The sequence below is a fragment of the Sphingobacterium sp. NPDC055431 genome (genome assembly GCF_053644255.1).
This window is the reverse complement of sequence record NZ_JBSHLH010000007.1, coordinates 71,020-92,662: the sequence shown is the minus strand read 5'-3', so window position 1 is coordinate 92,662 and position 21,643 is coordinate 71,020. Positions and strand designations below refer to the sequence as shown.

Sequence of the window (21,643 nt, the reverse complement as noted above, 5' to 3'; positions counted from 1 at the left end):
GTATTTTTTAGTCCTTAGCAGGAATTACTAATTTATTGTCTTCTTTTACGGTCTCCAGAACGATTGTAGTTCTTGTGGAAATAATGCCTTCTATCTTGCTGAGAGTGTTGCGCATAAGGTCAACAAGTCCCGCAGAATCATTGGTCCTTACTTTGATTAAGTAACCATCCTCACCAGCTATATCATGTACCTCCAATACTTCTGGTATTTCGGCCAAAAGTAAGCCTACTTTTTGTACGCCGATGATATCCTGAGTCTTGATAAAAATAAAGGAAAGCATTTTTTGGTCCAATGCAACAGGGTTGATCCTAGCATTATATTGTAGGATAACTTCTTTCTGCTCCAGTTTTTTTACCCTTTCTAAGATCGCTGAAGGGGCCATGCCGAGTTCACGGGCAATATCAGCATTGTTCGTGCGGGCATTGTCCTGCATGATCCGGATTATCTGAAGATCAATTTGATCCAAGGAAATTTCTAGTTTCGCCATAATGCCGCAAATATCGGTAAAGCCGAATTAAATTCAAAGAAATAAGCTAAAAAAAGAATATTATTCAGTTGATTATGACTTTAATAAGATAGGAAGGATTTTTTGGAGTTGAAAATTGGCGTTTTTGCACAAAATATTGTTGCTGAGGCTTATACGAATATAGTCAAATTAGACTATATATGGAAATATATGTTTATGACTTATAATTAATGAAACAATGCGTAGTTTTGTTATTCAATCTATCTTATCGTGTCAGTAGAGTTAAAATTAGCAGCCTTAGCTGAATCCCTAAAGGGGGATTTCTTTTATGATGAAAATATAGCATCCCATCAGACGATGCGTTTAGCCTATTCCACAGATGCCTCGGTGTATCAGGAATTACCATTGGCGGTCTGTATTCCCCAACAAATAGAAGATTTGAAGACCTTGATCCGGTTTGCAAATGAAAATCACATTACCTTGATTCCAAGAACGGCCGGTACCTCCTTGGCAGGTCAGGTTGTAGGGGCAGGTATTGTTATCGATATTTCTAGATTTTTCAATCAGATATTGGAAGTAAATCAAGGGGAGAAATGGGCGAGGGTTCAACCCGGGGTAATCCGTGATGACCTAAATGCCTATTTGAAACCATTTGGACTGATGTTCGGACCTGAAACCTCCACAGCCAGCAGGGCTATGATCGGAGGAATGATCGGAAATAATTCATCCGGATTGCATTCAATCGTTTGGGGAGATACGCGTCATAACCTATTGGAAGCTAATATGCTATTGGACGATGAGTCAGAAGTGCTTTTTAAGGAACTGAATGAAGCTGCCTATTTTGAAAAGCTTTCGTTAAAATCCCGTGAAGGTGATATTTACAGGAACCTGAACGAACTATTGACCAACAAAGAAAACCAAGAAGCTATACATGCTGGATATCCTAAATCGGAAATAACCCGTAGGAATACGGGCTATGCGCTGGATATGCTGTCAGATAACAGTCAGCCCTTCAATCTATGTAGACTATTGGCCGGATCGGAAGGGACCATCGGCATCATCACCGAGGCTAAAATTAAGCTGATGCCTTTACCAGCAAAAGAAATTGGCCTTTTATGTGTTCATTTCGACGATATGGTGGAATGTATGAAAGGAAATGTAATTGCCTTGAACAATAATCCAGAAGCATCTGAATTGGTAGATAAATATATTTTAGATTTTACAGTTGGGCATCCAACATATCAATACAACCGTTTTTTTATTGAAGGAGATCCTGAGGCCTTATTGATCGTTGAATTCAGGGGCAATAGCCAGGAAGAGATAGCCTTAAAAGCGGAGCGTTTGGTTGTTGAGTTAAAAGCAGCCGGTTTGGGCTATGCTTATCCATGGATCACTGGGGTTGAAAAGACCAATTTGGTTTGGGACGTACGTAAGGCTGGTTTGGGATTGATCCGGAACCTCCCTGGCGATTCTCAACCTGTGAACCTGATTGAGGACTGTGCAGTTTCCCCAGAGGATCTGCCGGCCTATGTATCCGATATACAAGTGCTGTTGAAGGAAGAGCAGGTGCATGCTTCATATTATGCGCATGCTGGTGCAGGTGAACTGCATATTGAACCTTTTATCAATCTAAAAACGGCCGAAGGAAAAAAGCAATTCCGTCGTATTTTGGAGAAAACTACGGATTTGGTATTGAAGTATAATGGTTCATTGAGTGGTGAACATGGTGATGGTAGATTACGGGGTGAATTTATTGGAAAAGTTCTAGGAGATAAGGTATATCAACTTCTGTTACAGGTTAAAAACATTTTTGACCCAAACAATGTGTTTAACGCTAAAAAGATTGTAGATACCCCTCCAATGGATACCCATCTGCGTTATGACCAGGTGACTGATGCCAAGCAGATCAAGACATATTTTGATTTTACGAAGAATGAAAGCATCCTACGTTTGGCCGAAAAATGCTCGGGTTCCGGAGACTGTAGAAAAACAGAGATAACTGGTGGGACCATGTGTCCATCTTTTATGGCTACTAGGGATGAGAAAGATACCACACGTGCTAGAGCAAATATGCTTCGTCAATTCCTGACCAATTCAACACAGAGCAATCGATTTAATCATGAGGAGATAAAAGAGGTCATGGACCTTTGTTTGAGCTGTAAAGGTTGTAAAACGGAATGTCCATCCAGCGTGGATATCGCGAAGATGAAGGCAGAGTTCCTACAGCATTATTATGATGCGAATGGAAGTCCTTTTAGGGCGAAGCTGATTGCCAATTTTACTGAATCCCAAAAACTGGGGTCTATGGTTGCTCCAATCTATAATTTCTTTGCAACAAATAGTTTTACCTCAAGTATCATTAAATCTGTGGTTGGTTTTGCGCCTGGAAGATCCTTGCCAAAGGTGCATGGAACTACCTTCAGCCAGTGGGCATCAAAACAACCTAATACCACAAGTACACGTAAGGTTTTCCTGTTCAGTGATGAGTTTACCAATTACAACGACACGGAAGTTGGGATAACCGCCTATAAGTTATTAACCGCTCTGGGATATGAAGTTATCGTTCCTAAGTTAAAGGAAAGTGGTAGGACCTATCTGTCGAAGGGATTTGTCAAGAAAGCAAAAGAACTTGCTAATCAGAACGTTGACTTAGCTTCGCAGGAAGTGAGTGCAGAAAGCCCTCTGCTAGGGATTGAGCCTTCTGCTATCATAACCTTTAGAGATGAATATCCGGATTTAGTCGATGATTCTAAACGAGAAAAAGCGAATACATTGGCAAAGAATGCCTTAATGATCGATGAGTTCTTGGTTCGAGAAATGAAAGCTGGTAGGATTCATCCAGAGCAATTCACGGCAGAACCACAAAAAATAAAGTTGCATGGTCACTGTTATCAGAAAGCCTTCAAATTGGTGGATACTACCAAGGAGTTTTTATCCTTTCCTTCCAATTATGAGGTGGAAGTGATACCTTCAGGATGTTGTGGAATGGCAGGTTCGTTTGGCTACGAGAAGGAACATTTTGATGTTTCGCAGAAGGTTGCTGAACTGGTCTTATTCCCAACTTTGCGTAAAACAGGTGGGGAATACCTTATTGCAGCAGCAGGAACAAGCTGTAGGCATCAGATCAAGGATGGTTTGCAGCGAAAATCCTTCCATCCTGTGGAGATCATTTATGATGCTTTGATCAAGAAATAATAAACAAAAACGATATTTTATTGTATTAAAAGTAAACATATTAGATTATGAAAAAGATAACAACTATAGCTTTGCTGGTTTCTACAGCGGTTTGGATGGGTTCATGTGGTAACTCTAACAAAACCGAAGGTGGTTCGGGTGATTCCACAGGTACAACGGCTTCTACCGCTTTGAAACCGATGACCAATACCACTGATGGAAGTCTGTTGCACCTTTATTTTGATTTAACAAATCCGAACCCAACGGACTCTTCCATCGTTTATGAAGCTAAAGCAGAATACAATAATGAGCCTGTAGGTTTTACTGTTGAAGTATTAAAAACCATTGATGCCGGTATTGATGCACAAGGTAAACCAGATGAAGAATTGGGATTTAAGAAAGGATCTGTAAGGATTACCTCAAATGGTGCAGCTTCAGATAATTTCGTAAAATCATTGGGAACATTGTTCAATTTGCCTACCGATGGCAAAATGACCACTACGACCTTGGAGCCTTTGGTTTTTTCATCTAACAAGGATAAAGTAGACCTTTCTAAGCCTGGAACCTATAGTTTCAAGTATTTCTTTGATAACGGTTCAGGTAAAGAAGCTGAGATTTTTGGTTATGTTGATACTTACAAACAATCCTTCGAACTTGGTGAAAAAGATTCGACCAATCGTGCAGCATTAATTTCTGCATTTGAAGGTAAATAAAATTTATTTAGTGTATTTTAGAGGATCAGTTAAAAGCTGGTCCTTTTTTATGCAATTACACTACGTACGATTAATATTTTGCCTGTTTATCTTAGTCCTTAGCGGTAATCAATGTCTTGCTCAAGAAGTCCTTCATGGCGAACGTGTTGCTAAGGGAAAAGTAAGCGATCCTGCATTGGATGAAATTTCAGGCATAATTTCTTCCATCAATAACCCCGGTATGTTTTGGGTGCATAATGATAGTGGCGATGATGCTAGGGTATATTTAATTGATTCCGCTGCAAACCTTATGTGCAGTTATCAACTAGATGGGGTGGAGGCAATTGATATTGAGGATATTGCTTGGGTGGAACTGGACGGACAGTCCTATGTGGTTTTGGGGGATATTGGTGATAATTTGGCCAAAAGAACCCAATTATCTCTATATATCTTTCCTGAACCCGTTTTGAAACCGGGAGTGACGTTTGATTCTATTTCAAGGTCTGCAATTTCGATCAAGCATTTAAAATATCCTGGTAAAGCCAGGGACGCTGAGGCAATTTTTATAGATCCCTTGGATAAACAATTCTATTTAGTTTCAAAAAGGGAGCTTAGGTCCAGTCTTTATTCTGCTGAAATCTTCAAGGGGAATCAAGATACCTATATCCTCAAACCTATCTTAAGTTTTCCATTCACATTTATTACAGCTGCAGATATTTCTCCAAAAAGGGATGCTGTAGTTATGAAAAATTTAACAAGTATATTTTATTGGCCTTTAGCTAGTAAAGCACCATTGATTGAAGCGCTGAAGAAGCAGCCGCTACCTATTCCTTATGAGCCAGAACCTCAAGGGGAGGCTATTTCTTTTGACCGAAAATCAGACGGAATTTTTACAATCAGTGAGCGTCCATTCGGCCTAGACTCGTATCTTTATTATTATCATATATCTAAACACTAAATCTCATGAGAATCATTTTATCCCTACTGACTATCTTCCTAAGTTCCGGGTTAGTTCAGGCGGCAAAGGTGGATACCATTGCAGTACACAGTGCTGCCATGAACAAAGCAATCAAAACAGTCGTTATTCAACCAGAGGGATCAAAGAAGAAAGACCTGCCTACCTTATATCTTTTGCATGGCTATTCAGGGAATTATGGAGATTGGATAAATAAGGTTCCGGCGATCAAGGAATTGGCAGATCACTATGGAATATTGATTGTTTGTCCTGATGGTGGTTTTGGCAGTTGGTATTGGGATTCAGAAATTGATCAAGATTTTAAATATGAGACCTTTGTGGCGAAGGAGTTGGTCAATTATATCGATGGAAAATATCCTGTTATCAAAGATCGCAGCAAACGTGGAATCACTGGATTGAGCATGGGCGGACATGGAGCTTTATATTTAGCCATTCGCCATCAAGATACCTTTGGTGCGGTAGGAAGTACCGCTGGAGGGGTGGATATCCGTCCTTTTCCTAATAATTGGGATATGGCAAAAAGGATAGGGTCGTATGATCAAAATCCTCAAGTGTGGGAGGGTCATACTGTGATGGAATTGACGCACTTGATTAAGCCGAAGTCTTTAGAGATTTTCATTGATTGCGGGACAGAAGATTTTTTTTATGATGTAAATGCAAAATTCCATGAAAAATTAACCTACTTAAATATTCCACATCGATATTTAAGCATGCCAGGGGCCCATAATTGGGATTATTGGAGCAAATCAATTCAATACCAATTGATATTTTTTCAGGACTTCTTTTCTAAAGTATAGGATTATGACTTTTTTGGATAAATTATTTGCTAGATTGAATAATATTAATAAATTTGGACTTTATACGAGATTATAAACCTGTAAAAGCCATTTTGTTGTTCAGAATGGCTTTTTTAATTTTGACCATGATTTTTAACCTAAAGCGAATGAAATCGCTATCCCAATGCATGAGCATCAGTCTCATCGTGCTGTTAGTTTTTGTAAGTGATTTGACGTTGGCACAGGAAAAATTAACCTTAAGCGGTTATGTTCGTGATGCTAATTCAGGTGAAAGTTTAATTGCAGCAGTAATAAGAGTGAGGGCGCTTAATTTAAGCACTTATTCAAACAACTATGGATTCTACTCGATCAGTTTGCCGGAAGGTAAGCATGAGATTGAAATATCATATGTAGGATATGCAAGCAAGGATGAACAGGTGGAAGTCAATGAATCTAAACGCCTTAATTTTGAGTTAGTGTCTAACTCAAGTGTAATTGAGGAAATTGTTGTAACTGCTAAAAAGGAGGATGACCATGTTACTTCTGCGCAAATGGGGAATCTGAAATTCAGCATGGAGGAACTGAAGAATATACCAGTCCTGTTTGGTGAAAAGGATGTGTTGAAAAGCATTCAATTGCTTCCGGGAGTATCTCCTGGGGGTGAAGGCAGTTCTAATTTCTATGTGCGCGGTGGCGGAGGGGACCAAAATTTAATCCTATTGGATGAGGCAACTGTTTATAACGCATCTCATTTAATGGGTTTCTTCTCTACTTTTAATTCTGATGCCATCAAGGATGCAAACCTGTTTAAAGGGGGGATTCCCGCTCAATATGGCGGTCGTATTTCTTCGGTAATGGATATCAGTATGCTGGACGGAAACAACAAGAAGTTCAGTGGGGAAGGTGGAATTGGGTTAATTGCATCTAGATTGAAGTTGGAAGGACCGATTGTAAAAGATAAAAGCTCCTTTATGATCAGTGGGCGACGGACCTATGCGGATCTGTTCTTGAAGCTTTCTCCGGATGAAAAGGCTAGTCAAAGTAAATTATATTTCTATGACCTGAATGCCAAATTCAACTATAAATTGAATGATCGCAATACTATCTATCTATCGGGTTATTTTGGAAAGGATGATTTAGGATATTCAGATCTATTTGCCTTCGATTGGGGTAATTCTACAGCCACAGTGCGCTGGAACTCCATCATCAATCCGCAATTGTTTAGCAATACTTCCTTAATCTATAGCGATTTCGCCTATCACGTTAATGTAAACAGTGATGATTCTAAGTTCAGGATTGCTTCCAAGATCAGGAACCTAAACCTGAAACAAGACTTCTCATATTACTCCAATGATAACAGTACCATTCGATTTGGGGTCAACCTTTTGCGTCAGGAAATCCGTCCTGCCAGCATCAGTGCAGTAGATGAATCATCAGATATCAACAGTATTGAAATTGAAAGAAGGCAGGGCATTGAGGCTTCTGCATATATATCCCATGATTGGAAACCTTTTGAAAAGCTCTCCTTGATCTATGGCGTAAGATTCAGTGATTTCATGGTCATGGGTCCAGGTACATTCTATGAATTTAATGAGGAAGGCGACGCAATTTCCGAATCTTATTATGAGTCAGGGATTGCCAAGCATTATTTCAATATTGAACCGAGATTATCTCTTTCCTACGCATTCAATTCCAGCAATAGCATCAAAGCCAGTTTCAATAGGATGTCGCAGAATTTGCACCAATTGACGAATACGACGGCGAGTTTACCGACCGATCAATACATGGTCAGCAGTATGAACGTAAAGCCACAGATCGCTGATCAAGCGGCATTGGGTTACTTCCGTAATTTTAAGGATAATACCTATGAGTTTTCAGTAGAGGCCTATTATAAATATATGCACAACCAAATTGACTTTAGAAATGGTGCCGACCTGCAGGCTAATAAGCAATTGGAAGGGGAACTGTTGTATGGTGTCGGTCGTTCTTATGGAACAGAATTTCTCTTAAGGAAGAGAAAAGGGAAATTCAGTGGCTGGTTGGGCTATACACTTTCAAAGAGTGAAAGACAATTCGATGAAATCAATGATGGTGCTTGGTTTGATGCTAGGCAAGACCGTACCCACGATATTTCTTTGGTTGGTATTTATCAGTTGACCAAAAAATGGACCTTGGGAGCAACTTTCGTTTATTATACTGGAAATGCTATTACTTTCCCAAGTGGCAAGTATCAAATTGACGGAAGGACCATGTTCTATTATGCAGAGCGTAACGGTTACAGGATGCCTGATTATCATCGTTTGGATCTATCAGCTACCTATGAGCCTAAAAAGGAGAACAAGAAATTTCATTCAAGCTGGTCATTCGGTGTGTATAATGCCTATAACCGCAAGAATGCCTATGTAATTGATTTTAGGGAAAATAAAGAAAATGCAAATATCACTGAAGCCTATAAAATAGCCTTGTTTGGCGCTATTCCTTCAGTAACTTGGAACTTTAAATTTTAAGATGATGCAAAAGAGATCGCTATATAGTTTGTTCATTTTATCTTTTATACTCTTATTCAGTAGTTGTGAAGAGTTGATCGATGTAGACCTCAACGAGGTCAATCCGCAGATTGTGATTGTTGGGGATATGAACAACGAGGAGAGTACGCATGAAGTTCTTGTCACAAGAACAGTTGATTTTGATGAGCCTAGACCTTTTGAGCCTGTTCTGGATGCTTCTGTTTTTATCCAATTGGGAAACGGCAGGACCTTTAGGTTCAACTCTGTTGGAGAAGGACGATATGCAAACTCCAATATGCCAATTTCTGTTGGCGAAACTTACACCTTGACCGTAAGTGTTGATGGCAAAGAATATAAATCAACGACAAAGATGTTGCCTTATATTGAAGTAGAATCGATCGGGGTCAATCAGGAGACCCTTTTTAAGGAGACCTATTTCTTTTTGAACTTTAAGTTTTATGATCCGGAAGGAGAGGAAAACTATTACCGTTACAGCATTAAGATCAATGATGGTCCGTTTAAGTCAAATTCAGTATTCTCTGACAAATACAATAATGGTAATGAAGTCACCCACCAATTGGGCCGGGAATATGGCAATGAGATCAAGCCTGGAGATAAATTATTGGTAAGAAGGTATGTAATCAGTAAGGAATCCTTTAATTATTGGTCTGAATATATGTCCACTAACCCTGGTAGTGCTTCTCCAGGTAACCCAAGCTCAAATATCAGCAATGGTGCATTGGGTTATTTCAGCGTTAGCAGTGCGAGGGATTATACAGTTGAAATCGATAAGGCCTCAGAAGGATAGGGTCTTAAATTGAAAACCTCTTGCTAAGAGGGTATCAATGCTTTTTGGTAAAGCATATTTCACATTATCAATGGCTTTTAAATTGTCATGAAAGACAATGATGCTGCCATTTCTTGTAAAGTCAACACAATTCTCATAACATTGTTCGGGGCTGATCCGATAATCGTAATCACCCGTTAGAACATCCCACATGATGATTTTATAATCTTTTGATAAGATCTTCATTTGGGATTTTTTGGCTCTACCGTAGGGTGGTCGGAATAAAGGTGTTTTTGTCAAGGCATTACACTTGGCAATATTGTCCAGATATAGTTGGTTGTCTGTGTCCCATCCTTTTAAGTGGTTGTAGGTATGGTTTCCTACCGCATGGCCTTCCTCAAGGATCCTTTGAAAGATATCCGGATGCTTTTGGACATTTTCTCCTACGCAAAAAAAGGTCGCCTTGATGTTTTTTTCTTTCAAACAATCCAGTATCCAAGGGGTGATTTCAGGAATTGGACCGTCGTCAAATGTTAAGTAAATATTATTTCTTTCTTTTTCTTTTCTCCAAATCGCTTGTGGATACACGTAATTGAGGATAAAAAAAGGGCGGACAAAATGCATATTGTTTCGATCGGATATTTTTACAAATTTAATCAAAGTTTTAACAATGGATTAGCATAAGTTTTTTGAATATGCGAAAGCTTGCCGAGTACTTTCAACTATCCCAAAAGGAGCAAAGAGGGATGTTGTTTTTGATCTGTATCTTATTTCTGCTCTTTCTCGCCCATATCTTCCTTCCTATATTCTATCCTAAAAAAGAGATTACCCTACGAATTGAACATTTCCATGTAACGGAAAGGGCAGAGCCTCAATACGAGGAAGGATCTTATGTAGAAAAGGGACCTGTATTAAGGAAAAAGCCCAAGACGGAATTGTTTCTGTTTGATCCGAATACCTTGGATAAAGCAGGTTGGCAGAGGCTAGGTCTGAGCAGCAAACAGGCTCAGGTAATTATCAATTACAGAAATAAGGGTGGGACCTTTTATGACAGGGAAGACCTGAGGAAAATTTACTCGCTGAGCGATGAGAAAGTAGAGGAGATATTGCCCTTTGTGAGGATGCCTGAGTTGAAAAGAAGGGAATACAAGGAGAAATTTCCTAGGTATGATAGAAAGGAGTTTGCGAAAAAGGAGAATCGGATTCTAGAGGTCAATAGTTCGGATAGTTTGGCGTTTATGGAATTAAGAGGTATCGGTCCAGCCTTTTCTAGACGAATAGTTCGATTCAGGGAAGCTTTGGGCGGTTATGTTAAACTGGAACAGCTTGCAGAGGTCTATGGTCTACCGGAAGAGACCTATCAGAATATTTTACCCTACCTTAGGATTGATACCAGCTTGGTCAAAAGACTTTCGATAAACCATATTAGCCAAAATGATTTAGGTAAACATCCCTACGTTAAATACAAAAGAGCACAGACAATCATCAATTATAGAAAACAGCACGGTGCATTTAAATCTAAGGAAGATTTAAGGAATGTTCATTCGTTGGATGAAGAATTTTTCCGTAAAATTGAACTTTATTTGGATTTTAGATAGCATCGATGATTGAAGAACAACTGAAGACCTATATACGTGATATTCCTGATTTTCCGCAGCCAGGGATCGTGTTTAAAGATATTACTCCATTATTGCAACAGCCTGAGATAGTAAAACTAGCGGTCCAGGAGTTTGCGAAAAAACTAGAAGGAATTGAGATTGATGTCATTGCCGGAATTGAAAGCAGAGGCTTTTTATTCGGGTTCCTTTTGGCACAAGAGCTCAATAAACCTTTTGTACCCATTCGTAAGCAAGGGAAATTGCCCTTCCATACCATTTCTGAATCGTATAAATTAGAGTACGGACAGGCAACGATAGAAATGCATGAGGATGCCATTCAACAAGGTACCAAAGTATTGATGCATGATGATCTGCTGGCTACCGGCGGGACAGTAGTTGCGGCAAGTAAGTTGGTGGAAAAGTTAGGCGGAGTGATCACAGGTTATTCTTTTGTGATCAGTTTGGATTTCCTTCAAAGTGCTGGCAGATTGACCCGATTCAGCGAGAATATCATCTCACTGGTTCATTATGAGGATTAATTAAAACAATCTAGCCCTTTATGGGGTTATTGGATTAGACGACGCTTATACACAAAAAAAGGCTCGAAACAGTATTGTTTCGAGCCTTTATGTTTGGACGCATTAAAACTCGCCTTGGACTTTGTAATAATTTTCTCCCATAACCTTTACATGCTGATTCTTTTCAACCAGATAAAATTTATCCTTTTCATAAACTAGGAATTCAGAAGTCTTATACAAGGTGTTTCTTACTTCCTTTTCTATAGAAATCATTTCTGCATTTCCTTCCTTGTTTAATTTAATCCGAACACAGGATAGATCTAACTCAGGATTAGTGAAACTATATTGGATTAAGGAGTCAGTGGAATCTACTTTTACAAAACCAGCATAAGCTGGTTTGTTCAAGTCTATGGCTTGAAAGCTTGAGAGCTCAATTTGCCAATCCTTGATCTTTAGATTTTTTGTTTCCTCTTGGTCGTCCTTTTTAACAGTTTTATTGATTTCTGGGTTTATGGATGCTAAAGAGTCTATTTCCTTTTGGAAAAAGGCTGGGATGTCAAAATACTTTTCTGGACTGCTAGGGTCCTTCTTCACTTGGTTGCCATTGCTGCAACTAGAAAAAGCAGCAGTAATGATTACTGCCGCCAAGATTTGAATATTTTTTATGTTAATATACAAGGACATCTCCTGTCATTTCGGTAGGAATTGGCAAGTTCAACAGTGCTAATACGGTTGGAGCAACATCACCAAGCTTACCATCCTTAATGTTTTTAAATTGACTGTCAATCAAGATACAAGGAACTAAGTTGGTTGTATGTGCCGTATTTACAGAGCCATCTTCATTGATCATGAACTCAGAGTTACCGTGGTCTGCCAGAATAATAAAGGAATAACCGTTATTGATTCCAGTTTCAATCACTCGCTTGGTACAAGCATCAACCGTTTCAACTGCTTTTACCACCGCTTCAAAAACTCCAGTATGGCCTACCATATCAGGGTTTGCAAAGTTGAGGCAGATGAAGTCTGGACCGTTTTCTTCCATATCCTTACAGATAGAGTCGGCAATGATATTGGCACTCATTTCAGGTTGTAAGTCATAGGTAGCAACCTTAGGAGAAGGAATCAATAATCTTCTTTCACCTTCAAACTCGTTTTCACGACCGCCCGAGAAAAAGAACGTAACGTGTGGATATTTCTCAGTTTCAGCAATCCTAACCTGTGTTTTATGTTGTAAGGACAAGGTTTCTCCTAAAGTCTGTGTTAGATTGTCTTTTTGGAAGATCACTTTCACATCCTTAAAGGTGTCATCATAAGAAGTCATGGTCACATAATACAAGTTCAGTGGATGCATATCGTATTCCGGAAATGCTTGTTGCGTGAGGGCAACAGTGATTTCACGACCACGATCTGTACGGAAATTATAACAGATAACTACATCACCTTCTTGGATGGTAGCTTTTGGAAGTCCATTCGCATCCACCATTACGATTGGTTTCAGGAATTCATCTGTTACACCTTGGCTATACGATTGCTCAATCGACTCAACAAGGTTGTTAGAAGGGATACCGATACCTTTGGTCAATAGGTCATAAGCTTGTTTTACTCTTTCCCAACGATTATCACGGTCCATTGAATAGTATCTACCAATTGCGGAAGCAATTGTTCCTACTGAATGTTTCAAGTGATTGTCAAGATCAGTAACATAGCCAACACCACCGTTCGGGTCTGTATCACGACCATCTAAGAAAGCATGGATAAACACTTGCTCATTAGTAAGGTTTGCATCCTGAGCGGCATCCGTTAAAGCCTTTAAGTGTTCAATATGTGCGTGTACCCCTCCATCAGACAATAAGCCGATGAAATGTACTTTTTTGTTGTTTGTTTTTGCATAATTGAAAGCAGCTTGTATTGTAGGGTCAATTTTGAAGACACCTTCTTGAGCGGCTTTGTTGATCCGTCCTAATTCTTGGTATACGATTCTACCAGCACCTAAGTTCATGTGTCCAACTTCAGAGTTGCCCATTTGACCTGCAGGTAAACCTACGGCTTCGCCAGATGCTTCAAGTTTGGAGTTAGGATAGGTTGACAGCAAATAGTCTAAAAAAGGAGTGTTAGCGGCTATTACAGCGTTTGAATTATCATTTTTTCCGTAGCCTAGTCCATCCAGGATCAGTAGTGCTACTTTTTTATTTTCAGAACTCATTACACAAATATACTTATAATTCATAAAAATATTAAGGAATGGGGCTGTATAGTTTGTATTGCAACAAAATAGTGAATATGTATTTTTAACAAGGATTGGCATAATTTTCGCTGAATGTTCCTCGGAAAATGAATTTAATGTTTAGTAGCTGTTATCATGCATAATATGCTGCTTTTGACTCCAAGTCAATTATGATAGAAATGAGGAATGGTTATTGGAAAAAAATAAGGCAGATTGCTTTTGCAATGCTGCTTTTGCCGTTTCTATTGTTCAGTAGTTTTCAATCTGACGTAGGATTAGAAATATTAGGGGCATTGAAAGCGAATAACGCAAAGAATGTTGCTAACTTTTTTGGACAGAATGTTTCCTTATCCATCAAGAATGATTCGGGGTATTATTCCAAGTTCCAAGCTGAGGTAATCCTGAGTGATTTCTTTCGCTTGACCAAAACTTCCGAAGTGAAACAGGTTCAGCGGACTAACAGCAGTAACAACAGTTTTTATATAGTCTATCAAATCAAGACAAACCAAGGTTCTTACCGTGTTTTTGTCAAGTTAGTTCAATCGGGGGGAGATGCCCAAATCAATGAACTTCGAATAGAATAATCTTCAGTTTTTCGTATTTAAGTTTCCATATAAATATATTTTTATTCATCTTCGCTTAATTTTAAATTGTAAATGGAGAGAGAATTCAAAGATAAACTAGTACATTTTGTTCAAGAGGCCCTTGTGGAAGATGTAGGAGCAGGGGATTATACCTCATTATCTACGATAAAAGAAGAACAATTAGGAGAGGCTCAATTATTAGTCAAAGAGGAGGGTGTCCTTGCAGGGGTAGAAGTGGCTAAAGAAATATTTTCTCAAATTGACCCAACCATAGAATTTACGCAGCTTATCGCTGATGGCGACTCTGTAAAATACGGAGATATAGCCTTTAAAATAAAAGGTAAAATCCATACTATTCTTAAAGGAGAACGTTTGGTTCTCAATATCATGCAGCGAATGTCTGGTATTGCTACCCAAACTGCTCAATATGTGAAGGCCATTGCAGGAACTCATGCAAAGGTATTGGATACCCGTAAAACAACTCCCTTGTTGAGGTTTTTGGAGAAAAAAGCTGTTGAAATTGGGGGAGGTTCCAACCACCGTTTCGGTCTATATGATATGATCTTGATCAAGGATAATCATGTGGATTATGCAGGTGGTATCTCCGCTGCGGTTAATGCAGCCTTTGATTACAAAAAACAAAACCAATTAGATATTGCTATTGAAGTAGAAGTCCGAAATTTTGAGGAATTAAATGAAGTGCTAAACCTTCCGGCTGTTGATCGTGTTATGTTAGATAACTTCAGTCCAGCACAAGTGAAGGAAGCTGTTGATTTAGTTGATGATAGATTGGTTACAGAAGCTTCTGGCGGGATCACTTTAGAGACGATTGCTGAATATGCGAAAACCGGTGTAGATTTTATCTCTGTTGGAGCATTAACGCATTCGGTCAAAAGTCTGGATTTAAGCTTAAAAGCAAAACTTATTTAGTAAATTGCTGTAAATGATATCAATATACCTTGTTGGAATTGTCATATTAGCATATCTTTTCGGTTCGATCCCTACTGCGGTATGGTTTGGACAGGCATTTTATGGAGTAGATGTACGTGAATACGGAAGTGGAAATGCCGGTGCCACCAATACCTTTCGTGTATTAGGCAAAAAGGCGGGGTCCATTGTGATGTTTGTCGATATCTTAAAGGGCTGGACAGCCACTAATTTACCATATTTATTAGATGCCACGATTGTAGGAAACCATGATGCACCTCAATTTGTCAATGTACAGTTGGCCTTGGGGGTAATCGCTGTATTAGGGCATTTATTTCCGATTTTCGCAGGGTTTAGAGGAGGGAAAGGTGTTGCAACCTTATTTGGTATGGTCCTAGCGATCCATTGGCCAGCAGCGCTGGTATGTGTGTCAGTCTTCATCGTCGTACTCCTAGTTACCCATTATGTATCCTTGAGCTCCATTATGGCCGGCTTTGCCTTTCCATTTAGTGTAGCATTTATTTTTAAGACGACCGTTCCTTCCATTCTCCTATATGGAATCGCTATTTGTGCCCTCATTCTGGTCACTCACCAAAAAAACATTGAAAGACTTCTCAAAGGCAAAGAATCCAAAATATATTTATTCAAGAAAAAAACACAGGATTAAACTTTTGGGTACAAGTTTTGTTTAATACTTCAAGATAATTTAAATGTATTAGATAAACTAAATCAAGAACACTTATGAAACGAATAACAAAATACGCCTCCATGCTGCTCTTAGGAGCTACTTTGGTAGGTTGTGCCACTTCCGCTATTACCGGGCGAAAGTATCTTAAATTGGTAGACTCTCAGACTATCAATAATCAAGCTGCATTGGCATATAAAGATTTTTTAAGTAAAAATAGCTCTAAAGTTGAAACCGGTTCAGCTGCTGCTACTCAAGTAAAACGCGTGGGTAACAGAATTGCAGCTGCTACAAACGAATATTTGAGGCAGATTGGGGCTGCTGATAAATTCAATTTCAACTGGGAATTCAACCTGATTGAAAGTGATCAAGTGAATGCTTGGTGTATGCCAGGAGGTAAAGTTGCAGTTTATACAGGTATCTTACCAATCGCAAAGAACGATGCCGGATTAGCTACCGTAATGGGGCATGAAATTGCTCACGCAATTGAGGAGCACTCAGTATCTCAAGTATCCAATGCAATGGCTGCTCAGTTTGGAGCACAATTATTAAATGCTGCCGGAACGATCAGTAACAGTAGATATACTGGTTTATTCAACCAGATTTATGGTATTGGTTATCAAGTAGGGTCATTGAAATTCTCAAGAAACGATGAATTAGCAGCTGATAAAGCTGGTCTTATCTTGATGGCAATGGCAGGTTACAACCCACAAGAAGCTGTAGCATTCTGGGAAAGAATGTCTCAAGGCAAAAAAGGTGGAAACCCAGAATGGTTGAGTACTCACCCTAGCGATGCTAGACGTATCAGCCAATTGCAGGCAATGGTTCCTGAAGCAATGAAGTATTATAAAAAATAAAATTAAAATAAAACGAAGAAAGCCGACAAGTAATTGTCGGCTTTCTTCGTTTTAGACTAAGAGACATAAGACATCAGACCTTTACATACATCTCGGTACTAGGCATTAATATTCTTACAGAACCATTGATTTTTGGTCCATTTCCTTAGGTCTAATGTCTAACTGTCTTATGTCCTAAAAAAAGTAACGGAAAAATATTTTATTTTTTCTGTTACTTTTTTTAACAAATACGTACTAATTAATAGAAACATCAAACAATTATAAATGGAACTTAAGATTACGAATTTAACGAAGACATACAACAACGGTGTTAAAGCACTAGATCATGTTAATTTAGAGATAGGAGCCGGTATGTTTGGGCTATTAGGACCCAATGGAGCAGGTAAATCTTCGCTCATGCGTACCATCGCGACCCTTCAGGGCCCTGATAGCGGGAACATTCAATTCGGAGATATAGATGTACTAAAAGACAACAATGCCTTGAGGCGCATCCTTGGTTACCTTCCACAGGAGTTTGGAGTCTATCCCAACCTGTCAGCTGAAGATTTACTGAACTATTTCGCTGAATTGAAAGGTATCAGCAATAAACAGGACCGTAAGAAGATCGTGTCCAACGCCTTAGAAATCACAAATCTTTATGATTTCAGGACCAAAAGCGTAAGCGGTTATTCAGGAGGTATGAAGCAACGATTCGGAATTGCCCAAATGTTGCTCAACGACCCTAAATTAATCATTGTCGATGAACCTACAGCCGGATTGGACCCAGCAGAAAGACATCGCTTCCTGAATGTCCTGAGAGAAATAGGTGCCCAACATACGGTCATCTTTTCAACGCATATCGTCGATGATGTCCGAGAGCTTTGCCATGAACTTGCAATTATGAACGGAGGTAAGGTCCTATTTCGTGGCAGTACGCAAGCAGGAACCGATAGCTTAGTTGGAAAGATTTGGAAAAAGAAAATAGATCGCGCTGATTTTGAGAAAGAAAACTCCATCTACAATGTGATCTCTTCCAATTACAACCAAGATAACAGCTTAAATATCCGTGTACATGCTGAGCAGCTGCCACATGAATCTTTTAGCCCAGCGACGCCAATCCTTGAAGATGTTTATTTCGTAACCCTAAAGAGTGACAAGGTAAATGTTTAAGACCATCTTTCTCTTCGAGATCAAGCGTTGGTTGAAGCAACCAGTGTTCTATATTTATTGCGCTATTTATTTTGGTCTAGCTTTCTTAACCACTATTTCCAATTTAGGAGCATTTGACGCGGTGACGAGTACAACCTCTACACCCGTATACATAAATTCTCCGATCAATATAGCAGCCTTTTTCAATAGTTTTTCCACCCTGATCTACTTCTTGTTGCCTACGATAATCGGTGCTTCCGTTTATCGGGATTATCTGTACAATGTACATACCTTATTGTTTTCCTATCCTCTGGAAAAGCTGAATTATCTTTCGGCAAAATTCCTGAGTTCCTTTGTCGTCGTGACCCTTATTGCCATAGTCTGTGCAATAGGCTATTATGCAGGACAGTTTTATCCAGGAATTAATGCGGAGTTACTAGGTCCCAATGAACCAACTGCCTATTTCTATGGGTTTTTGATTACGATTCTTCCCAATTTTATGCTCTTTGGAAGCATTATTTTTGCCTTGGTTACCTTCAGCCGAAATATATATGTGGGTTTTGTCTTCGTCCTGATTTTGTTCCTGTTGCAAGCCCTATTTGATGCCGCAGTTAAAAATGTGGACAACCGGTATCTGGTAGCTTTGTTAGACCCATTCGGTTTTGAACCTATTCTATACTACAGCCGCTATTGGAGTGTAGATGAACAGAACCATAATTTATTACCGATTTCGGGCGTTTTGATCTACAACAGGTTGATCTGGTTGGGTATTTCACTTTTGTTTTTTGGATTGGTGTACTTTAAGTTCAGCTTCTCTCAGCTCGGTATTTCCTTTAAGAAATCCAAAGATTCTGCAAGGATGACTAAAGATAACTTTGGAAGCATCTTAAAAATTGCACTACCAACAGTAAAAAAAGACTATAGCTTCTTTGCTAACCTCAAGTTGAGCTGGAACCTATCCAATGCCGATTTTAAATTCCTGATCAAGAACTGGACATTTATCATCCTACTCTGCATAGCCTTTTTGTTTGTTTTGATCGTGATTTCAGTTTCCGGCGAATTGTTTGGAACCCATACCTATCCGGTAACTTGGCAAGTCCTCGTCGCCATGGGGAGCATCTATACCTTCTTTTTGAATATCATGATCTTCCTATTTGCTGGTATGCTGATACAAAGGTCTAGACAGACCAATATGTTTCTTTTGATTGAAGCCACTGCAGTTCCTAACTGGGTTCTATTACTTTCAAAAGCATTGGCCATGTTAAAATTAGTGTACTTGGTCCTATTAGTTTGTTTGATCAATGGTGTTGTATATCAGGCCTATAAAGGTTTCTATAACTTCGAGCTAGGTCATTATGCCTATGAATTGTTCATTCTGTATCCTTTAAAGTTCCTTTTCCTGATCTTATTGTCCTTATTCATCCATAATTTCTTCAAGAATTATTTTATCGGATTTATTGTTTGCTTGATTTTGTTCTTTGCCATTCCGCTATTGACCAAGATTGGAATCGAACAAGCTATATTCAAACCAGGGGAGGGACCCTCGTTCCGATATTCGGACATGAATGGATATGCCGATATCCGCCATTTTATCTATTATCGAATTTATTGGATCCTTTTTGGACTGGGACTATTCGGCTTGACCTTGCTGTTCTGGAGACGTGGAATTGTTTCCAATCTTAAAGAGAAAATCAGTCTTTTCTTTAAGCGATCCAAACCCGCATTGATCATTCCTATGCTGCTCGCTTTTGCTGGCTTTATTGGCTTAGGCTATGCCATCTACGTAGAAAATAATATAAAACAGCCACGTTACAGTGTTCTTGAAAGAGAGTTGCATGTAGTCGATTATGAAAAAAAATACAAAAAGTATGAGGATAGGGCGATTCCTAGATTGACTGATGTATATGTTCTTTTAGATTTAGATCCTAAAAACAGAAGTTTTAAAGCAGAGGCCTCTTTCACCTATTTAAATAAAACTACGGAGCCAATAGATACCATCTTCATGAATAAAAGCGATGCTAACCACATCGAAATTATATTTGAACAGGATGCCAAGTTGTTCTTAAGAGACAGTGCTTTGGCAGTTGATATCTATACCTTAGCAAAACCCTTAAACCCAGGTGATACCTTGCGGATTGATTATAACGTTAAGAATAAGGAGAACGGTTTCTTGTTTGATCGTTCCCCTGTAATGGAAAATGGGACATTCCTGAACAATATGATGTTTCCAACCCTAAGTTATTCTAATGCTGCGGAGCTTTCCGATAATCGGGTCCGTAAGAAATATGGCCTTCCTGATAAAAACAGAATGGCAGACCCTAGAGATTCGAGCAAACTAGGAAACAACTATATTTCCAATGATGCAGATTGGATCAATTATGAATCCATTGTGAGCACCAACTTGGATCAGATTGCCATTGCTCCTGGTTATTTGCAAAAAGAATGGAAAAGCGGAGATAAACGGTATTTCCATTATAAAATGAATACGCCAATCTTGAATTTCTATTCTTTTATGTCAGCTCGCTATGAAACCAAAAAAGAAAAGCATAATGGAGTGGATTTAGAGATCTATTACCATAAGGGGCATGAGTATAACCTTGATAGGATGATGGCATCCATGAAGAAATCTTTGGATTATTATGAATCCAATTATGAACCTTATCAATTCGATCAAATGCGTGTCATTGAGTTTCCAGTTGCCATGGGGACCTTTGCGCAGGCTTTTGCCAATACGGTACCATTTTCCGAAGGTATTGGCTTCATTGCCAAAGTGGATGAAGATGATCCAGATGCAGTAGATTATCCTTATTCGGTGATAGCCCATGAGTTTGCCCATCAATGGTGGGCCCATCAAGTGATCGGTGCCAATACCCAAGGGACAACCATGATGTCTGAGTCGTTAGCAGAATACAGCTCGCTGAAAGTCTTAGAACATACCTATGGGAAAGAACAGATGTTCAGGTTCCTGAAAGATGCATTAGACCAATACCTATTGGGCAGATCTCAAGAAATGATTCGTGAAAATCCGCTCATGTTCAATGAAAACCAAGGCTATATCCATTATAACAAAGGTTCTTTGGTGATGTATGCGATGAGCGATTATCTGGGAGAAAAGAAGTTCAACGAATTCCTTAAAAGCTATAACAATAAAGTGAAATTCCAGAACCCTCCATATACCACCTCCATTGAGTTTGTAAATATGCTTAGACCTGTAGTTCCCGATTCCTTGCAATATTTGATCAAAGATATGTTTGAAACCGTAACAATCTACGACAATGAGGTCAAGGACGCCAAGGTCAAAAAACTGGCAAACGGAAAATATGAAGTAGAAATTAATTTTCAGGTTTCCAAATATAGAACTGATCCTTTAGGTAAAAAGAGCTATGAGGATACGAAAGGAACCGCATTAGCCCACAAGAATGGCAAGAAAACAATTCAATCCTTGCCTTTGAAAGATTATGTGGAAGTAGCTGTGTTAGGAGAACCTGTAGAAAAGAATGGGTATAAAGTAGATAATATACTATACCTGAAAAAAGTAAAGATCGATAAGATCAATAATAATATTAAGATTACTGTAGATAAAAAGCCTGTAGAGGTTGGAGTCGATCCGAATTACAAGTTATTGGATACCGATTCCGGGAATAACCGAAAAGAGGTTTAATGAATAAGCCGTTCAACTGAATTGAGCGGCTTTTTATTGCCGCAAATATCCATTTAAGCCTTATCTTTACCGTCTAAACAGTA

18 protein-coding genes are annotated in these 21,643 nt (G+C 39.0%); 14 read left to right on the top strand and 4 right to left on the bottom strand.

Features of this window, described 5'->3' with window-relative positions:
• Positions 1 to 7: 7 nt before the first annotated feature.
• Entirely contained in the window at positions 8 to 487 is a 480-nt protein-coding gene (locus ACWIB3_RS08675; RefSeq protein ID WP_185211848.1) for an Lrp/AsnC family transcriptional regulator, read from the bottom strand.
• A gap of 249 nt (positions 488 to 736) precedes the next feature.
• Here ACWIB3_RS08675 and ACWIB3_RS08670 point away from each other — a divergent pair, with 249 nt between their 5' ends.
• The 6 genes from ACWIB3_RS08670 (at position 737) to ACWIB3_RS08645 (ending at position 9,399) form a co-directional block, all read left to right on the top strand.
• Positions 737 to 3,661 carry an FAD-binding and (Fe-S)-binding domain-containing protein gene (locus ACWIB3_RS08670; protein WP_454291378.1) on the top strand — a complete coding sequence of 975 codons (2,925 nt, stop codon included), beginning with the start codon at positions 737 to 739 and terminating at the stop codon, positions 3,659 to 3,661.
• 47 nt (positions 3,662 to 3,708) lie between these two features.
• Complete coding sequence (locus ACWIB3_RS08665; RefSeq protein ID WP_185217832.1) at positions 3,709 to 4,353, top strand: hypothetical protein; 645 nt, start codon at positions 3,709 to 3,711, stop codon at positions 4,351 to 4,353.
• On the top strand, positions 4,340 to 5,290 hold the full coding sequence (locus ACWIB3_RS08660) for a hypothetical protein (protein WP_454291377.1): 951 nt from the start codon (positions 4,340 to 4,342) through the stop codon (positions 5,288 to 5,290). The genes ACWIB3_RS08665 and ACWIB3_RS08660 overlap by 14 nt, the downstream gene beginning before the upstream one ends.
• 5 nt (positions 5,291 to 5,295) lie before the next feature.
• The gene (locus ACWIB3_RS08655; RefSeq protein WP_185211851.1) at positions 5,296 to 6,105 is read left to right on the top strand and encodes an alpha/beta hydrolase; all 810 of its coding nucleotides are present in this window, start codon (positions 5,296 to 5,298) and stop codon (positions 6,103 to 6,105) included.
• Positions 6,106 to 6,251: 146 nt separating this feature from the next.
• Positions 6,252 to 8,591 (top strand): TonB-dependent receptor, encoded by a 2,340-nt coding sequence (locus ACWIB3_RS08650; RefSeq protein WP_313258209.1) that lies wholly within the window; start codon positions 6,252 to 6,254, stop codon positions 8,589 to 8,591.
• A 1-nt stretch (position 8,592) separates the two neighbouring features.
• Positions 8,593 to 9,399, top strand: a complete 807-nt coding sequence (locus ACWIB3_RS08645) for a DUF4249 domain-containing protein (protein WP_254529929.1) — start codon at positions 8,593 to 8,595, stop codon at positions 9,397 to 9,399.
• Here ACWIB3_RS08645 and ACWIB3_RS08640 read toward each other — a convergent pair.
• Positions 9,388 to 10,038, bottom strand: coding sequence for a polysaccharide deacetylase family protein (locus tag ACWIB3_RS08640; RefSeq protein ID WP_313258206.1), 651 nt, complete (start codon positions 10,036 to 10,038; stop codon positions 9,388 to 9,390). The genes ACWIB3_RS08645 and ACWIB3_RS08640 overlap by 12 nt on opposite strands.
• 35 nt (positions 10,039 to 10,073) lie before the next feature.
• Between ACWIB3_RS08640 and ACWIB3_RS08635 the strand changes: the two genes are divergently transcribed.
• The gene (locus ACWIB3_RS08635) at positions 10,074 to 10,976 is read left to right on the top strand and encodes a helix-hairpin-helix domain-containing protein (RefSeq protein WP_454291376.1); all 903 of its coding nucleotides are present in this window, start codon (positions 10,074 to 10,076) and stop codon (positions 10,974 to 10,976) included.
• 5 nt (positions 10,977 to 10,981) lie between these two features.
• A complete protein-coding gene (locus ACWIB3_RS08630; RefSeq protein WP_185217837.1) occupies positions 10,982 to 11,515 on the top strand; it encodes an adenine phosphoribosyltransferase in 534 nt (177 codons plus the stop codon).
• Between the two features lie 102 nt (positions 11,516 to 11,617).
• Here the strand turns inward: ACWIB3_RS08630 and ACWIB3_RS08625 are convergent, their stop codons facing one another.
• Positions 11,618 to 12,142, bottom strand: a complete 525-nt coding sequence (locus ACWIB3_RS08625) for a hypothetical protein (RefSeq protein WP_254534202.1) — start codon at positions 12,140 to 12,142, stop codon at positions 11,618 to 11,620.
• A 19-nt stretch (positions 12,143 to 12,161) separates the two neighbouring features.
• Positions 12,162 to 13,697, bottom strand: coding sequence for a 2,3-bisphosphoglycerate-independent phosphoglycerate mutase (gene gpmI, locus ACWIB3_RS08620; protein ID WP_454291375.1), 1,536 nt, complete (start codon positions 13,695 to 13,697; stop codon positions 12,162 to 12,164).
• Between the two features lie 191 nt (positions 13,698 to 13,888).
• On the opposite strand from gpmI, the gene ACWIB3_RS08615 reads away from it, so the two are divergent.
• The 6 genes from ACWIB3_RS08615 to ACWIB3_RS08590 all read left to right on the top strand — a co-directional run bounded on the left by ACWIB3_RS08615 (position 13,889) and on the right by ACWIB3_RS08590 (position 21,560).
• Positions 13,889 to 14,302, top strand: coding sequence for a DUF4783 domain-containing protein (locus tag ACWIB3_RS08615; RefSeq protein WP_185211858.1), 414 nt, complete (start codon positions 13,889 to 13,891; stop codon positions 14,300 to 14,302).
• Positions 14,303 to 14,374: 72 nt separating this feature from the next.
• A complete protein-coding gene (nadC, locus tag ACWIB3_RS08610; RefSeq protein ID WP_185217840.1) occupies positions 14,375 to 15,232 on the top strand; it encodes a carboxylating nicotinate-nucleotide diphosphorylase in 858 nt (285 codons plus the stop codon).
• A 13-nt stretch (positions 15,233 to 15,245) separates the two neighbouring features.
• On the top strand, positions 15,246 to 15,896 hold the full coding sequence (plsY, locus tag ACWIB3_RS08605) for a glycerol-3-phosphate 1-O-acyltransferase PlsY (protein WP_185211860.1): 651 nt from the start codon (positions 15,246 to 15,248) through the stop codon (positions 15,894 to 15,896).
• A 74-nt stretch (positions 15,897 to 15,970) separates the two neighbouring features.
• The gene (locus ACWIB3_RS08600; RefSeq protein WP_185211861.1) at positions 15,971 to 16,771 is read left to right on the top strand and encodes a M48 family metallopeptidase; all 801 of its coding nucleotides are present in this window, start codon (positions 15,971 to 15,973) and stop codon (positions 16,769 to 16,771) included.
• A 264-nt stretch (positions 16,772 to 17,035) separates the two neighbouring features.
• A complete protein-coding gene (locus ACWIB3_RS08595; protein ID WP_454291374.1) occupies positions 17,036 to 17,920 on the top strand; it encodes an ABC transporter ATP-binding protein in 885 nt (294 codons plus the stop codon).
• On the top strand, positions 17,913 to 21,560 hold the full coding sequence (locus ACWIB3_RS08590; RefSeq protein ID WP_454291373.1) for an ABC transporter permease/M1 family aminopeptidase: 3,648 nt from the start codon (positions 17,913 to 17,915) through the stop codon (positions 21,558 to 21,560). Before ACWIB3_RS08595 ends, ACWIB3_RS08590 begins: the two co-directional genes overlap by 8 nt.
• Positions 21,561 to 21,643: the final 83 nt, after the last annotated feature.

What these genes read in the sequence shown, in the direction of transcription:
- plsY (WP_185211860.1), top strand. Translation starts at nt 15,246, where the DNA reads ATGATATCAATATACCTTGTTGGAATTGTCATATTAGCATATCTTTTC.
- ACWIB3_RS08590 (WP_454291373.1), top strand. Translation starts at nt 17,913, where the DNA reads ATGTTTAAGACCATCTTTCTCTTCGAGATCAAGCGTTGGTTGAAGCAA.
- ACWIB3_RS08665 (WP_185217832.1), top strand. Translation starts at nt 3,709, where the DNA reads ATGAAAAAGATAACAACTATAGCTTTGCTGGTTTCTACAGCGGTTTGG.
- ACWIB3_RS08675 (WP_185211848.1), bottom strand. Translation starts at nt 487, where the DNA reads ATGGCGAAACTAGAAATTTCCTTGGATCAAATTGATCTTCAGATAATC.
- ACWIB3_RS08630 (WP_185217837.1), top strand. Translation starts at nt 10,982, where the DNA reads ATGATTGAAGAACAACTGAAGACCTATATACGTGATATTCCTGATTTT.
- ACWIB3_RS08655 (WP_185211851.1), top strand. Translation starts at nt 5,296, where the DNA reads ATGAGAATCATTTTATCCCTACTGACTATCTTCCTAAGTTCCGGGTTA.
- gpmI (WP_454291375.1), bottom strand. Translation starts at nt 13,697, where the DNA reads ATGAGTTCTGAAAATAAAAAAGTAGCACTACTGATCCTGGATGGACTA.
- nadC (WP_185217840.1), top strand. Translation starts at nt 14,375, where the DNA reads ATGGAGAGAGAATTCAAAGATAAACTAGTACATTTTGTTCAAGAGGCC.
- ACWIB3_RS08600 (WP_185211861.1), top strand. Translation starts at nt 15,971, where the DNA reads ATGAAACGAATAACAAAATACGCCTCCATGCTGCTCTTAGGAGCTACT.
- ACWIB3_RS08645 (WP_254529929.1), top strand. Translation starts at nt 8,593, where the DNA reads ATGATGCAAAAGAGATCGCTATATAGTTTGTTCATTTTATCTTTTATA.
- ACWIB3_RS08650 (WP_313258209.1), top strand. Translation starts at nt 6,252, where the DNA reads ATGAAATCGCTATCCCAATGCATGAGCATCAGTCTCATCGTGCTGTTA.
- ACWIB3_RS08635 (WP_454291376.1), top strand. Translation starts at nt 10,074, where the DNA reads ATGCGAAAGCTTGCCGAGTACTTTCAACTATCCCAAAAGGAGCAAAGA.
- ACWIB3_RS08595 (WP_454291374.1), top strand. Translation starts at nt 17,036, where the DNA reads ATGGAACTTAAGATTACGAATTTAACGAAGACATACAACAACGGTGTT.
- ACWIB3_RS08615 (WP_185211858.1), top strand. Translation starts at nt 13,889, where the DNA reads ATGATAGAAATGAGGAATGGTTATTGGAAAAAAATAAGGCAGATTGCT.